15 protein-coding genes and 1 tRNA gene are annotated in these 13,476 nt (G+C 65.8%); 11 read left to right on the top strand and 5 right to left on the bottom strand.

The annotated features are described in order from the left end of the window. Nucleotides 1–141: 141 nt before the first annotated feature. Nucleotides 142–217: transfer RNA gene (locus JNG39_RS15570), tRNA-Glu, on the top strand. A 25-nt stretch (nucleotides 218–242) separates the two neighbouring features. Continuing rightward, complete coding sequence (gene fdxA / locus JNG39_RS15565) at nucleotides 243–566, top strand: ferredoxin FdxA (protein ID WP_368312763.1); 324 nt, start codon at nucleotides 243–245, stop codon at nucleotides 564–566. 191 nt (nucleotides 567–757) lie between these two features. Here fdxA and JNG39_RS15560 read toward each other — a convergent pair whose 3' ends face one another. After that, nucleotides 758–1,345 (bottom strand): hypothetical protein, encoded by a 588-nt coding sequence (locus JNG39_RS15560; protein ID WP_368312762.1) that lies wholly within the window; start codon nucleotides 1,343–1,345, stop codon nucleotides 758–760. 38 nt (nucleotides 1,346–1,383) lie between these two features. Further along, nucleotides 1,384–2,277 (bottom strand): 4-hydroxy-tetrahydrodipicolinate synthase, encoded by an 894-nt coding sequence (gene dapA, locus JNG39_RS15555; RefSeq protein ID WP_368312760.1) that lies wholly within the window; start codon nucleotides 2,275–2,277, stop codon nucleotides 1,384–1,386. Between the two features lie 179 nt (nucleotides 2,278–2,456). Between dapA and JNG39_RS15550 the strand changes: the two genes are divergently transcribed. The 6 genes from JNG39_RS15550 to JNG39_RS15525 all read left to right on the top strand — a co-directional run bounded on the left by JNG39_RS15550 (nucleotide 2,457) and on the right by JNG39_RS15525 (nucleotide 7,251). Then, nucleotides 2,457–3,017, top strand: coding sequence for a glycine cleavage system protein R (locus tag JNG39_RS15550; protein ID WP_368312759.1), 561 nt, complete (start codon nucleotides 2,457–2,459; stop codon nucleotides 3,015–3,017). Between the two features lie 18 nt (nucleotides 3,018–3,035). Next, the gene (locus tag JNG39_RS15545; RefSeq protein ID WP_368312758.1) at nucleotides 3,036–3,497 is read left to right on the top strand and encodes a peroxiredoxin; all 462 of its coding nucleotides are present in this window, start codon (nucleotides 3,036–3,038) and stop codon (nucleotides 3,495–3,497) included. 79 nt (nucleotides 3,498–3,576) lie between these two features. Further along, complete coding sequence (locus JNG39_RS15540) at nucleotides 3,577–4,959, top strand: PhoH family protein (protein WP_247367435.1); 1,383 nt, start codon at nucleotides 3,577–3,579, stop codon at nucleotides 4,957–4,959. A gap of 54 nt (nucleotides 4,960–5,013) precedes the next feature. Then, complete coding sequence (locus JNG39_RS15535) at nucleotides 5,014–5,304, top strand: GIY-YIG nuclease family protein (RefSeq protein WP_368312757.1); 291 nt, start codon at nucleotides 5,014–5,016, stop codon at nucleotides 5,302–5,304. A 138-nt stretch (nucleotides 5,305–5,442) separates the two neighbouring features. Continuing rightward, nucleotides 5,443–6,222, top strand: a complete 780-nt coding sequence (gene thiD, locus JNG39_RS15530) for a bifunctional hydroxymethylpyrimidine kinase/phosphomethylpyrimidine kinase (protein WP_368312755.1) — start codon at nucleotides 5,443–5,445, stop codon at nucleotides 6,220–6,222. Nucleotides 6,223–6,300: 78 nt separating this feature from the next. Then, the gene (locus JNG39_RS15525) at nucleotides 6,301–7,251 is read left to right on the top strand and encodes an aspartyl/asparaginyl beta-hydroxylase domain-containing protein (protein ID WP_368312754.1); all 951 of its coding nucleotides are present in this window, start codon (nucleotides 6,301–6,303) and stop codon (nucleotides 7,249–7,251) included. Between the two features lie 369 nt (nucleotides 7,252–7,620). Here the strand turns inward: JNG39_RS15525 and JNG39_RS15520 are convergent, their stop codons facing one another. The 3 genes from JNG39_RS15520 to grxC form a co-directional block, all read right to left on the bottom strand. Then, nucleotides 7,621–8,643, bottom strand: coding sequence for an isocitrate dehydrogenase (locus JNG39_RS15520; protein ID WP_247367439.1), 1,023 nt, complete (start codon nucleotides 8,641–8,643; stop codon nucleotides 7,621–7,623). Nucleotides 8,644–8,754: 111 nt separating this feature from the next. Further along, nucleotides 8,755–9,147, bottom strand: coding sequence for a carboxymuconolactone decarboxylase family protein (locus tag JNG39_RS15515; protein WP_247367440.1), 393 nt, complete (start codon nucleotides 9,145–9,147; stop codon nucleotides 8,755–8,757). After that, a complete protein-coding gene (gene grxC, locus JNG39_RS15510) occupies nucleotides 9,147–9,416 on the bottom strand; it encodes a glutaredoxin 3 (protein ID WP_247367446.1) in 270 nt (89 codons plus the stop codon). Before grxC ends, JNG39_RS15515 begins: the two co-directional genes overlap by 1 nt. Before the next feature lie 142 nt (nucleotides 9,417–9,558). On the opposite strand from grxC, the gene JNG39_RS15505 reads away from it, so the two are divergent. The 3 genes from JNG39_RS15505 (at nucleotide 9,559) to phoR (ending at nucleotide 13,430) form a co-directional block, all read left to right on the top strand. Then, nucleotides 9,559–11,178, top strand: coding sequence for a M48 family metalloprotease (locus tag JNG39_RS15505; protein ID WP_368312753.1), 1,620 nt, complete (start codon nucleotides 9,559–9,561; stop codon nucleotides 11,176–11,178). A gap of 195 nt (nucleotides 11,179–11,373) precedes the next feature. Next, entirely contained in the window at nucleotides 11,374–12,063 is a 690-nt protein-coding gene (gene phoB / locus JNG39_RS15500; RefSeq protein ID WP_144910472.1) for a phosphate regulon transcriptional regulator PhoB, read from the top strand. A gap of 251 nt (nucleotides 12,064–12,314) precedes the next feature. Further along, nucleotides 12,315–13,430, top strand: coding sequence for a phosphate regulon sensor histidine kinase PhoR (gene phoR, locus JNG39_RS15495; RefSeq protein ID WP_368312842.1), 1,116 nt, complete (start codon nucleotides 12,315–12,317; stop codon nucleotides 13,428–13,430). The last annotated feature ends 46 nt before the right edge of the window (nucleotides 13,431–13,476 follow it).

Below are 13,476 nucleotides of genomic sequence, written 5' to 3'. Positions count from 1 at the left end.
TGTCCCGCCGGCAACCGGTATCGGGAACGAAAGTGGGTTAAATGTAACGAATTCGTTGCCTTCCGACGAGGGAGAAAAAAAGCGTTGCCGCGCGTCGGAACTTGGGTATACTAACGCGCTTCGTACTCCGGGTACGACCCCGCTCCCTTCGTCTAGTGGTCTAGGACACCGCCCTCTCAAGGCGGGAACACGAGTTCGAACCTCGTAGGGAGCGCCACTTTCCTTCTGGCGCCTGATTTCGCATGACCTTTGTCGTTACCGACAACTGCATCAAGTGCAAGTACACGGACTGCGTCGAGGTTTGCCCTGTCGACGCCTTCCACGAAGGCCCCAATTTCCTGGTCATCAATCCGGACGAGTGCATCGATTGCACCCTCTGCGAGCCGGAGTGCCCCATCAACGCGATCTATCCCGAAGACGATGTGCCCGCGGGCCAGGAGTCGTTCGTCGCGTTGAACGCCGACCTCTCCAGGGAGTGGCCGGTCATCACCGAGCGCAAGGACGGGTTGCCCGATGCCAAGGCATGGGAAAACAAGCCGAACAAGATCGATCAGCTCCAACGCTGAGCGGCCTGCACCACGAATGAGAAAGACGGCCTCCGGGCCGTTTTTTTTTGCGCCGAGAAACCGTGGAACACGCCGAACGCCGGGTCGAAAGCATCTGGCCCCGGCGAGACATCGGATCAACACAATGCGGAACGACGAAAATGAAAACGCCGCCCTAGGGCGGCGTTTTCATGCGTGACATACGAAGAGGCTTACTTGCTGCCCATACGCGACTTGAGCGCATCGATCACGCGGCGAACGCCGTCGGCATCACCCTGTGCACGCACTTCACTGCCGGTGCCGCTTTCGTTGACGACGAGCACGACGCTGCGCTGCTTGCGGCCGTTCGACGACGAACCGCCTTCGGCGTCATCGTGCTTGCCACCGCCGAACATGCGACGGAACAGGCCCGGACGCTCTTCGGAAGGGCCGCCCTGACTCACGGCGATCTGGTAGGTGTGCGTGCTGTCGTCGTGCGCGGTGACCTTGCCCAGGTCGCCCACGCTCAACAGTTCGCCGATACGGCGGTAGGCGGCATCGGGCGCGTCGGTCAGCACGAAACCGTCTGACACCGGCGCGGCGCCCGGCTGGGCCTGCGCCCCGGACGCACCGGCACCCACGTCGGGGATCACGAGGGCCGCGCTGGTCGACGGCGTGTCGAGGCCCGGCGGGATTTCCAGCGGGGCTTCCTGCTGGGCCCTTTCCCAATCCTTCTTGGAGCGGAACGCGCCGCAGCCGGAGACGACCAGGACGGACAGGAGCAGTGCCGGGACGACCAGCGCGTACGAGGTTTTCTTCATGAACGAAAGTTCCGTTGGATCCGTTGAAAGGAATGGCTTCAGGCGGCGGACGCCAATGGTGCCAGAGCCGCGAGCGTTTCGCGCACCCGGGACAGCGCCGCGCCGGGTTCGAGTTCGACCAGGGGCAGGCGCGGAGCCGCCGCCCCCAACCCGAGCGCGGCCAGGCCGGCCTTGACGGGGATGGGATTGGGCGCGCAGTTCAGGGCGTCGATCAGGGGAGCCAATCGCGCCGCGGCCTGCGCGGTACGCGCGGCGTCGCCCTGGCGGGCGGCGTCGCACAACTCGCGAAAAGCCTGCGGCACGAGGTTGGCCACCACCGAGACGGTGCCCGCGGCACCGGCCAGCATGGCTTCGTGAGCCGTGTTGTCGTCGCCGCTGAGGTAGACGAAATCCGGACGCACAAGTTCCGCGAGGGCACGAATGCGCTCCGCGTCGCCCCGGGCCTCCTTGATGCCGACGATGGCCGGATGTTCGCGCAACACGGCGACCGTCTCGGGCGCGATGTCACAGCCCGTGCGCGGCGGAACGTTATAGAGGATCACCGGCAGGCCGCCCTGGTCGGCCACGGCGAGGAAATGGCGGCGAAGGCCTTCCTGCGTGGGACGCACGTAGAACGGCGCCACGACCAGGGCCGCGTCGGCGCCGAGCTCTTTCGCGCGGCGCGTGGTGGCGATGGTTTTCGCCGTGCCCGCCTCGCCGGTGCCGGCGATGACGGGGATGCGCCGGCCGACATGCTTCACCGCGAAAGCGAGCAGGCGATCGTATTCGTCGTGCTCGAGGAAGTGCGATTCGCCCGTCGAGCCCGCGACCACCACGGCCTGCGTACCGCCCGCCAACTGCTGGTCGAGCAGCCGGCCGAACGCGGCGAGATCGAGGGACCCGTCGGCGGCGAAGGGCGTCGCCAGCGCGGTGATGCTTCCGGAGATGTCCAAGGTGAAACCCGTTGAGTAGACAGCGTTTCGTATGTTACCGGGGCGCTACCGGCACGTCCATTCGGCCGATTTTCTCGGTAGGGCGCCACCGCCCTTGCGGGCCCGGGACGGCCCCCGGTAAGCTCGGGCCCGTAGCGACGCCCCGCGCCCCGCGGGTCGCGCCATGGGTAGTAAAGCCTTTGAATCGTTCCGAAGCACGAAGCGTCGCCACCGACAACCAGCTCCTCATCTCGACGCTCTCACCGGCGCATCGCGCGCCGATCCTCGCGCTGGCCAAGCGCATCGCCGACTCCGGCTGCAACCTGGCCGATGCCCGCGTCTCGACCATCGGCAACGACACCTCGGTGATGCTGCTCGCCTCCGGCGCATGGGATGCCGTGGCCAAGCTCGAAACCGCGCTGGGCAAGCTCGGCCGCGACGAAGACCTGCAGATCGTCCATTACCGCACGGCGCCGCGTGAACCCACCGCGCACCTGCTTCCCTACCTGGTCGAGGTGATCGCCGCCGACCGTCCGGGCATCCTGGTGAAGATCATCGAATTCTTTTCACGCCGCGACATCAGCGTGGAGCAGCTCTCCTCGATGCGCTACCAGGCGATGCAGACCGGCGCCGAGATGTTCCAGGCGCAGATCACGATCGGCATTCCGTCCGAAACGCACATCGCCGCGCTGCGCGACGACTTCCTCGAGCTGTGCGATGGCCTCAATCTCGACGCCATCATGGATCCGGTGAAATTCTGACCACATAAAAAGGCACGCATGATCGGCAAGGGCAAGAAGATTCCCCTACTCGAAGGCAAGCTCGGCGACGGCGGCACCCTGTCGCTCTCCTCCCTCTCCGGCCAATGGATCGTGGTGTTCTTTTATCCCAAGGACAACACGCCGGGCTGCACCAACGAGGCGAAGGATTTCCGCGATCTCTACGATCAGTTCCGCAAGCGTGGCGCCGAGGTGATCGGCGTGTCGCGCGACTCGGTGCGCTCCCACGCCAACTTCGCCGCCAAGCACGAACTGCCGTTTCCGCTGGTGTCCGACGCCGATGAAACCTGGTGCAAGGCCTTCGACGTGATTCACGAGAAGGTGCTCTACGGCAAGCGCTACATGGGCGTCGTGCGCAGCACCTTCCTCATCGGCCCCGACGGCAAGCTCGCCGCCGAATGGCGTGGCATCAAGATCCCCGGCCATGCCCAGGCCGTGCTCGAGAGTGTCCCCTCCGCGTGACGGTCACCGCGTCACGCGGCACCCTCCCCCGGTCGAGCCTCGACCGGGTTTCGCAACCTCCGCATGAGGTCACTTCCGCATGAACGGAAGCAAGCGCATCTACGCCCTCGATACCAACGTGCTGTTGCACGATCCGACGTCGTTGTTCCGCTTCGAGGAGCACGACGTGTTCATCCCGATGACGGTGCTGGAGGAACTCGACGAAAAGAAGAAAGGCGGTTCGGAAGTCTCTCGCAACGGTCGCCAGGTGAGCCGCTTCATCAACGAACTGATCGAGCGCGGCGGCCACCTGAAAGACGGCCTGGAGCTGACCAACCCGCAAGGCATCAAGCTCAAGCGCGGCGCCATGGGTCGGCTGTTCTTCCAGCAACGCGCCAGCCACGGCAACGGCAAGGCCGACAACCAGATCCTCGCCGCGGTGATCGACCTGCGCGACCAGTTCCCGGATCGCCCGGTGATCCTGGTCACCAAGGACATCAACCTGCGCATCAAGGCCTCGATCTTCGGCATCGATGCCGAAGATTACGAGAACGACCGTGCGCTGGACGACTTCGCCCTGCTGTTCACCGGGTCCGATCCCCTGCCCGAAGATTTCTGGGATCGCCATCCCGAAGTGCGTTCGTGGAACGAGCGCGGGCGCACCTATTACGAGGTGGACGTCCATGAAGGCGACGACTGGTATCCGCACCAATGCCTCTACATGCCCGGCGAGAACGACGTGGAACTGCGCGTGCTCGACATCCACGGCGACGAGGATGCCCGCCGCGCGCGGCTGGTGCTGCTCGACGACCACACCCACGCCGCGCATGGCGTATGGGGCATCGCGGCGCGCAACCGCGAGCAGAACTTCGCGCTCAACCTGCTGATGGACCCCGATGTCGATTTCGTCACGCTGCTGGGCACCGCCGGCACGGGCAAGACGCTTCTCGCCCTGGCGGCGGGCCTGGCGCAGGTGATGGACCAGCAGCGTTACCGCGAAATCATCATGACCCGCGCCACGGTCTCCGTCGGTGAAGACATCGGCTTCCTTCCGGGCACCGAGGAAGAAAAGATGACTCCCTGGATGGGCGCGCTCACCGACAACCTCGAGGTGTTGGCCAACCCCGAGGAAGGCGGATCGTGGGGGCGCCAGGCCACCAACGACCTGCTCGCCTCGCGGGTTAAGATCCGCTCGCTCAACTTCATGCGCGGCCGCACGTTCCTCAGCCGTTACCTCATCATCGACGAAGCGCAGAACCTCACGCCGAAGCAGATGAAAACGCTGATCACGCGCGCGGGCCCGGGCACGAAGATCGTTTGCCTGGGCAACGTCGAACAGATCGATACGCCCTACCTCACCGAGACCACGTCGGGCCTCACGTATGCCGTCGACCGGTTCAAGATGTGGGCGCATTCGGGTCACATCACGTTGCGGCGCGGCGAGCGGTCCAGGCTGGCGGATTTCGCGTCCGAAGCGTTGTAAGGTCGGAAGGAGACGCGGGCATGAGGCCCGCGTCTTTTTCTTGGAGGGTAGGATGTGGAAAGGATTCCGTGTGTTTATCTTTTGGCGAGTGGCCGTAACGGTACGCTGTACGTCGGCGTGACGAGCCATCTCGTCAAACGCGTCTGGCAACATCGCGAGAAGTTCGTCGATGGATTTTCTTCCCGTCATGACGTGAGTCGGCTCGTATGGTTCGAAACGCATTCGACGATGGAAACGGCGATCTTGCGCGAGAAGCAGATCAAGCGATGGAAAAGAGCCTGGAAGCTGGAGCTGATCGAGGCGGAGAATCCGCAGTGGCGCGATCTTTATCCCGAGCTCACCTAGTTGCAGGAACGTGGTCGCCCTGGGTTCCTGCGTGCACAGGAACGACGAGCTGCGAGATTCATCGTTGCGCGCCAAAACACCTCACGTCGTTCCTGCGCACGCAGGAACCCAGCGCCCCGGTTTACGGCTTTTGCGACCATGCAACCTACGAATAAACCCAACACCCTGACCATCGCCGGCTCCGACTCCGGCGGCGGCGCCGGCATCCAGGCCGACCTGAAAACCTTCCACTCGCTCGGCACCCACGGCCTCACCGCCATCACCGCGGTTACCTCGCAGAACACCCGCGGCGTCACCGCGGTGCACCCGCTTCCGCAAGGCCACGTACGCAGCCAGATCGACGCCGTCTTCGCCGATTTTCCCATCGCCGCCGTAAAGACCGGCATGCTCGGCAGCGCGGCCACCACCCGGCTCGTGGCGACCGACATGCGCAGGCGCCAACCCGCCTGGCTGGTGGTCGATCCGGTGATGATCGCCACCAGCGGCGCACGCCTGCTCGATGAGAACGCCATCGAAGCCCTCATCGACCGCCTCGTTCCGCTGGCCGACATCCTCACGCCCAACCTGCCCGAGGCCGAGGCCCTGCTCGGCCGATCCATCGGCCGTGCCATCGACGAAGCCGGCGCCGATCTCCTCGCCCTCGGCGCGCGCGGCGTCCTGCTCAAGGGTGGGCATGCGAAGGGCAATGAGGTGATCGATCGTTATTACGACGAAACGGGCGTCACCGAGATCCGCCACCCTCGCCACCCCTTCGAAGGCCACGGCAGCGGCTGTACGCTCGCCTCGGCCGTGGCGGCCCACCTGGCCAGGGGTAAATCGCCGCAGGCGGCTGTCCGTGCCGCAAGTACCTGGGTGAACAAGGCTTTCGGGAGGGCCTGGAAGCCCGGCGGCGGCGCGGCTTACGTGCTAGGCCACTGAGGCAGGAGTATCCTATGAGGCGTTGATGCGCACGGCTTCCGGCCTCACGTATCGCCTGCCCATGCCGAGTCCGACACCATGAATTTCCTGGGACCCCGCTTCATCGTCCTCTACGTGCTGATCCTGTTCACGCTCTGCGTGCTGCTGGTACACCTGCGCGGCCGCTCGCGCCTGCGCTTCGATCGCCAGCTGGTGGACCACTCGGCCATCTTCGCGCCGTACAACCTTCTGATGTACGCGTTTTCCGCCGTGCCGGCACGCCCCATCCTGGATCGCCGCGGCTTTCCCCAACTCGACCTGCTGCAGAACAACTGGGAAAAAATCCGCGAGGAAGCCACCCACCTGTTCGATGAGGGCTTCATCCGCGCGGCCGAGAAACACAACGACGCGTCGTTCAATTCGTTCTTCAAGCAAGGCTGGAAGCGCTTTTACCTGAAGTGGTACGGCGAGCCGCTCGCCTCGGCCGAAACCCTTTGCCCGGAAACGGTGAAGCTGCTCAACGCCATCCCCAGCGTGAAGGCGGCGATGTTCGCCCTGCTGCCGCCTGGCAGCAAGCTCAATCCCCATCGCGATCCCTTCGCCGGTTCGCTTCGCTACCACCTCGGCCTGATCACGCCCAATTCCGACGATTGCCGCATCTTCGTCGACGGCGAAATGCACGCCTGGCGCGATGGCAAGGACGTCGTCTTCGACGAAACCTATGTGCACTGGGCCGAGAACCGCACCGACCAGACCCGCGTGATCCTGTTCGCCGACGTGGAGCGTCCGCTGAAAAGCCGCGTGATGAACGCGATCAATAAGCGCGTGGGGGCATTCATGGGCTCGATCACCGCCTCGCCCAACAGCGACGACGGCAAGGAACAGGTGGGTTTCGTCAATCGCATGTTCGCGCTGAACCAGCGGGGGCGCGAGCGTACGCGGCGGTTCAAGAAGTCGAATCCGAAGCTGTTTCGCGTACTGAAGTACATCGGGATCGTCGTGGCGATATGGGTGATCTTCCTGGCGCCTTACCCGTTCGTGCGAGGGTAATCGCGAAAACCGCCCGCCTCGCCCTGGGTTCCTGCGTGCGCAGGAACGACGTGAGGACCTTTTGCGTAACGATGAGTCTTGTAGCTCGTCGTTCCTGTATGCGCTGGAACGAGGCAAGGAACCTTCGACGTAACGGTGAATCTCGTAGCTCGTCGTTCCTGCATGCGCTGCAACGAGGCAAGGAACCTTCGGCGTAACGGTGAATCTCGTAGCTCGTCATTCCTGCATGCGCTGCAACGAGGCAAGAAACCTTCGGCGTAACGGTGAATCTTGTAGCTCGTCGTTCCTGCGTACGCAGGAACCCAGAGCCTCGGTCCGCATCGAGCGACATCCCAAAAAAAGCCCCGCATCCGCGGGGCTTTTCGTACATCAGGCCGTGGCCTTGATCCGCTCGACGATCGCGTCGCCGAAGGTATCGGTGGTACCGGTGCCGCCGACGTCCGGCGTGGTGCGGTCGCGGGCGTTCATCACGTCGCTGATCGCCGCGCGCAGGCGCGTGGCCTTGGCGACCATGTCGAGGTGATCGAGCATGTCGGCCGCGGCGAGGAGCAGCGCGCAGGGATTGGCCTTCTTCTGGCCGGCGATGTCCGGAGCCGAACCGTGCACGGCTTCGAAGATGGCCGCGTCCTTGCCGATGTTGGCACCCGGGGCCAGGCCCAGGCCGCCGACCAGGCCGGCGCAGAGATCGGAGAGGATGTCGCCGAACAGGTTGGTGGTGACGATCACGTCGAACTGGTAAGGATTCATCACCAGCTGCATGCAGGCGTTGTCCACGATCATCTCGCTGAATTCGAGATCCGTGAAATCCTTCGCCACTTCGCGCGCCACGTCGAGGAAGAGGCCCGACGAGGTCTTCATGATGTTGGCCTTGTGCACGGCCGTGACCTTCTTGCGACCCTTCTGGCGGGCCATCTCGAAGGCGTAGCGGCAGATGCGCTCCATGCCCGGGCGGGTGTTGCGGATGACCGACACGGCCACCTCGTTCTCGCCCTCGCCCTCGCGCGTCTGGCCCTCGGCCATGTACGCGCCCATGGTGTTTTCACGCACCGTGATGATGTCGATGTTGTCGTAGCGCGCCTTGGTGCCCGGGAAGCTGATGGCCGGACGCACGTTGGCGTAGAGGTCGAACTTGCGGCGCAGGGTGACGTTGATCGAGGTGAAGCCGCCGCCGATCGGCGTCGTCAGCGGACCCTTGAGGGCGACCTTGTGCTTGGCGATGGCGTCGATCGTGGCCTGCGGCAGGAGATCGCCGTGCTTCTCGAGCGCGACCATGCCCGCGTCCACGTAGTCGTAGGTCAGGCCGCAGTCGAGGGCGTCGAGGACGCGGATGGTCGCGTCCATGATCTCGGGGCCGATACCGTCGCCGGGGATCACGGCAATGGTCTTGCTCATGGGGATACTCCTGAAGGAAAGCGGGGAGCGCACGCGAAAAACGTGCGCGGGGGGAATAAAATCGCCCAATTATCGGCGATCCACCCCGCTTCCTTCAAGGATACCGGGGTCTCAGGCCCCCGGATGGTCGGCGCAGGCGGCCTTGTCGGCCGGACCCTCGCCTTCGAGCGAATCGAGGAAGTCGACCGCGCGGCGCAAATGCGGGATGACGATGGAGCCGCCCACCACGAGACCCACGCTGAACACCTCGAAGAACTCGTCGCGGTTGACCCCGGCTTCCTTGCACTGGGCCACGTGGTAGCTGATGCAGTCGTCGCAGCGCAGCACCATGGAGGCGACCAGGCCGAGCATCTCCTTGGTTTTGACGTCGAGCGCGCCTTCGCGATAGGTCTGCGTGTCCAGCGCGAAGAAGCGCCGGACCACCTGGTTATCCTCGGCGAGGATGCGCTCGTTCATCCGCTTGCGGAACGCGGTGAACTCTTCCACGCGATCGTTGCCGGCCATCAGTGGGCCGCCTCGAGGATCTCGGCGAGGCGCCCGCTGCGGTCGGCGGCGGCCAGGTCGTCGAAGCCGCCCACGTGGGTGCCGTTGATGAAGATCTGCGGCACGGTCCGGCGTCCGCCGCTCTTCTGGAGCATGACGTCGCGCTGGGCCGGATCGGTGTCGATGCGGACCTCGTTCCACCCGAGGCCCTTGGCCTTGAGCAGGTTCTTCGCCGCTACGCAGTAGGGGCAGACGGCGGTGGAATAGATGGTGATGTCGGGCGTGGACATGGAGACCGTTTCTCTGAACGTCGATAGGCGCAAAATGGCGCCGCGGGGGCGATTTTACAAGGCAAGCGAACCCGTGCGGCGGCGCGCTGTCCAAGCCCCGCCGGCCGTGCCGCCGTCCGCTAATGGTATCGTCGTCCGCTCTATGCGCCCTCTCCTGCCACGACTCGCCCTGCTTGCCGCCAGCGCCGCCGCCACGTTCGCCGTGGGCGCGCAGGACAACATCCGCCTGCCGGACCTGGGCAGCTCGGCCAACGCCCTGATCAGCCCCCGCGAAGCCGACCAGTACGGGGCGATGATGCTCAGCCAGATGCACGCGCTCGACCTGACCGTCGACGACGCCCTGGTCGACCAATACATCAACGACCTCGGTTTCCGCCTCGTGGCGTCCAGCGAGCGCCCGAAGGACCACTTCAAGTTCTTCATCGTCAAGGACAACCAGATCAACGCCTTCGCCGCCCCCGGCGGCTATATCGGCGTGAACGCGGGGCTGATCGACATCACCTCCAGCGAGAGCGAGCTGGCCGGCGTCATCGCCCACGAAATCGGCCACATCAACCAGAACCACCTCTACCGCGCCTTCGAGGATTCCAAGAAGGACGCCCCGTTGATGGCCCTGGTGCTCCTGGGCGCCATCGCGGCCGGCGCCGGCGGCGCGGGTGCCGATGCCGCGCCCGCGGTGCTCATGGGCGGCCAGGGCATCCTGGCCCAGCGGCAGATCAACTTCACGCGCAAGGACGAAATCGAGGCCGACCGCGTGGGTATCCAGACGCTCGCCAACGCCGGTTTCGATCCCGACGCCATGGCCGATTTCTTCGGTCGCATGCAGGACACCCTGCGCGTCGGCGAGGGCGAGGAGGCCCTGCCCGCGCTGCTCCAGACCCACCCGGTCACCCTGGCCCGCATCAGCGACGCGAAGGCCCGCGCCGGCGCGCTCAAGGAGCGCATCGCCAATCGTCCGCGCCAGCCCACGCTGGACAAGGCCACGTGGGAAAAGAGCACCGCGCCGGTGCTGTTCGTGAAAGATCCCACCACCCTGGTGGTGGCGTCCTCGAAAGTGAAACCCAACAGTGCCGCCGACACCTATGCGCTCATGCGCGAGCGGGTGCGTGTCCTCTCCGGCGACGCGCGCCAACTCGCCAGCTTCTACGCCACCAACCTGAAGCGCCACGATTTCGATACCGCGGCCAACCGCTACGGTTACGCCCTGGCGCTGATCCGCACCAACCGTGGCGGCCAGGCGCTGGACCAGCTCCAACCCCTGCTCGCCAGCCAGCCGGGCAGCCTGGTGCTGCGCCTGGCCATGGCCGACGCCTACATGGATGCCGGCCGCAGCGGCGACGCCATGGCCATCTACAAGGATCTCCACGCCAACTCCCCGCGCAACAACGCCATCACCCTTGGCTACGCCAAGGCCCTGGCGGGTACCGGGCGGGCCGACGACGCCCGCGTCGCGGCCAACATGCTGCGCCCCATGCTCGACGACAGCGACGACCCGGACTTCTACCGCACCTATGCCCTGGCCAGCGAACGCTCGGGCGACACCGTGCGCGCCGCCGAGGCCTACGCCGACGGGGCCTACCTGGCCGGCCGGCCGTTCGACGCGATGGAACAGCTCAAGCGCCTGCTCAAGCGCGACGACCTCGACTACTACCAGCGCTCGCGCATCCAGGCCCGCATCGCCGACCTCACCCCCCTGCTGCTCGAACTGCGCAAGAAGCGGGTGGCCACCGACGACAACCCGGACGGCCGTACGCAGAACTAGGCGCCGTGGGCTGGGGGGGGGCCTGCGTCGTCGGCGATAGCCCGTTTACGGCACGTTCCCACGGTCGCCGGAGGCCGGCTCCCATGTTTTCGACGACTCTCATTGCAATTTGAGACGTCCGTGTGACGATTGTCATTGCCGTGTAACAGAGCGGGGCTGCAATATGACGGTCACAGCCACCGAGCGGCCAAACGCGTGCACAAGCGCATTCTTATCGTGGAAGACGAAGCTTCGATTCGCGACATGGTCGCCTTCGCGCTTCGCAAGGCGGGCATGGACGCGGCGCACGCCGCCGACGCCCGCGCCGCCCAGATGGCCATTTCCGAGCGGGTGCCCGACCTGATCCTGCTCGACTGGATGCTTCCCGGCACCAGCGGACTCGAACTGGCCCGGCGCCTTCGCCGCGAAGAGCTCTCGCGGGAGATCCCGATCATCATGCTCACCGCCCGTGGCGAGGAGATGGACCGGGTCAACGGTCTCGAGGCCGGCGTCGACGACTACGTCATCAAGCCTTTCTCCACCCGCGAGCTCATCGCCCGCATCAAGGCGGTGCTGCGCCGCAGCCAGGGCGACGACGGCTCGGGCGTGGTCGAGCTGGGCGGATTGCGCATCGACGGCCCCGCCCATCGCGTGTTCGCGGGGGAGGATGCCGTGCCTATCGGCCCGACCGAATATCGCCTGCTCTTTTTCTTCATGACCCACCCCGAACGCGTCTACTCGCGCGCCCAGTTGCTCGATCACGTCTGGGGCGGCAGCGTGTACGTCGAAGAACGCACCGTCGACGTGCACATCCGCCGCCTGCGCAAGACGCTGGAGCCCTGGAAGCTCGACGAGATGGTGCAGACCGTCCGCGGCGCGGGCTACCGCTTCTCCGCCAATACCTGAGGCCGGCGGAGCGGCCCTAGGCTGTCACGTCGCGGTCGCGCTATGGTGCGATCCACCAGACCGACACCGGCCGATCCGTCATGCCCCAACCTTTCCCGACTTCCTGGCGATGGCCCGCCGCCTGCGCCGCCCTGCTCGCACTGGGCGCGCTGGCGGGCGCGGCGGCAGGCTCGATGTCGACGGGCGTGGCGGTGGTCGCCGTCGTCGAAATCGTCGCGCTGCTGTCGCTGTTTCGTCATAAGCCGGGGCCAATGTTGCAAACGCCTGCCACGCCCCATCCCGAGCATGACCGTCTCATGACCCGCACCCGACGTATCGCTTCCCGACTGCGCGACCTGCGTAGCGCGGCCGGGACCCTCCCCGACGCCGTGGTCCTGCTGGACCACTCGCAGCACGTCCGCTGGTTCAACCACGCGGCGGAGGAGCTGCTGGGCCTGAAGCGTCCGCGCGACCGGGGCCGGCTCATGGGCGACCTGCTACGCAACACCGACCTCAACGACTGGTGGGCCGACGGTGCGCGCGAACCGCTCAACGACGTCACCTCGCCGGGCCATCCCAATCGGCACGTCACGGCCACCCTGCTGCCGTTCGGCAGCCGGCAGCGCCTGCTGCTGGCCCGCGACACGAGCCACCTCACCCGCCTGGAACAGATCCGTCGCGACTTCGTCGCCAACGTCTCGCACGAACTGCGCACGCCGCTGACCGTGATCCACGGTTACCTGGAGCTGCTCGATCCGGAAGACGTGCCCGAACTGGCGCCCGTACTCGACGAAATGCGCGCGCAGTCCAAGCGCATGGGCCAGATCGTCGAAGACCTGCTTACCCTTTCGCGCCTGGAAACCCAGGACCACGTGGCGGAAGAACACGTGCAGATGAGCCCGCTGCTGGCCAGCCTGCGCAAGGAAGCCGAGGCGCTCAGCCAGGGCCGCCATACCGTCACCCTCGACATCGCCTCGTCGGCCGACCTGCTCGGCTCGCCCAAGGACCTGCACAGCGCGTTCTCCAACCTGGTGAGCAACGCCGTGCGCTACACGCCCACCGGCGGCCGCATCGCCATCCGCTGGGCGCCCTCGGCCAGCGACGGCGCCACGTTCTCGGTGCAGGACACCGGCTTCGGCATCCCGGCCGCGCACATCGCCCGACTCACCGAGCGCTTCTACCGCGTGTCCTCGAGCCGTTCGCGCGATTCGGGCGGCACCGGCCTGGGCTTGTCCATCGTCAAGCACGTGCTCAACCTGCACCAGGCGCGCCTGTCCATCGAGAGCGAGCCCGGCAAGGGATCGACCTTCGCCTGCGTTTTCGGCCCCGACCGCCTCGTGCACGGATCGCATCCGCTGGAAGCGGCGATCGCGGGAGCGCAGCAGTAACCGGATGGCGCGGGCATCCCGACGACTTGCTGCGACGCCGCTTTCC

It is taken from the genome of Luteibacter sp. CQ10, from assembly GCF_040900725.1.
GTDB lineage: Bacteria > Pseudomonadota > Gammaproteobacteria > Xanthomonadales > Rhodanobacteraceae > Luteibacter.
Note: the sequence above shows the minus strand (reverse complement) of the source record. Positions and strands in the feature narration are given on the sequence as shown.

Coding starts and splice junctions, on each gene's coding strand:
- fdxA (WP_368312763.1), top strand. CDS start 243: ATGACCTTTGTCGTTACCGACAACTGCATCAAGTGCAAGTACACGGAC.
- JNG39_RS15560 (WP_368312762.1), bottom strand. CDS start 1,345: ATGAAGAAAACCTCGTACGCGCTGGTCGTCCCGGCACTGCTCCTGTCC.
- JNG39_RS15545 (WP_368312758.1), top strand. CDS start 3,036: ATGATCGGCAAGGGCAAGAAGATTCCCCTACTCGAAGGCAAGCTCGGC.
- JNG39_RS15540 (WP_247367435.1), top strand. CDS start 3,577: ATGAACGGAAGCAAGCGCATCTACGCCCTCGATACCAACGTGCTGTTG.
- thiD (WP_368312755.1), top strand. CDS start 5,443: ATGCAACCTACGAATAAACCCAACACCCTGACCATCGCCGGCTCCGAC.
- JNG39_RS15525 (WP_368312754.1), top strand. CDS start 6,301: ATGAATTTCCTGGGACCCCGCTTCATCGTCCTCTACGTGCTGATCCTG.
- JNG39_RS15520 (WP_247367439.1), bottom strand. CDS start 8,643: ATGAGCAAGACCATTGCCGTGATCCCCGGCGACGGTATCGGCCCCGAG.
- JNG39_RS15515 (WP_247367440.1), bottom strand. CDS start 9,147: ATGGCCGGCAACGATCGCGTGGAAGAGTTCACCGCGTTCCGCAAGCGG.
- grxC (WP_247367446.1), bottom strand. CDS start 9,416: ATGTCCACGCCCGACATCACCATCTATTCCACCGCCGTCTGCCCCTAC.
- JNG39_RS15505 (WP_368312753.1), top strand. CDS start 9,559: ATGCGCCCTCTCCTGCCACGACTCGCCCTGCTTGCCGCCAGCGCCGCC.
- phoR (WP_368312842.1), top strand. CDS start 12,315: ATGTTGCAAACGCCTGCCACGCCCCATCCCGAGCATGACCGTCTCATG.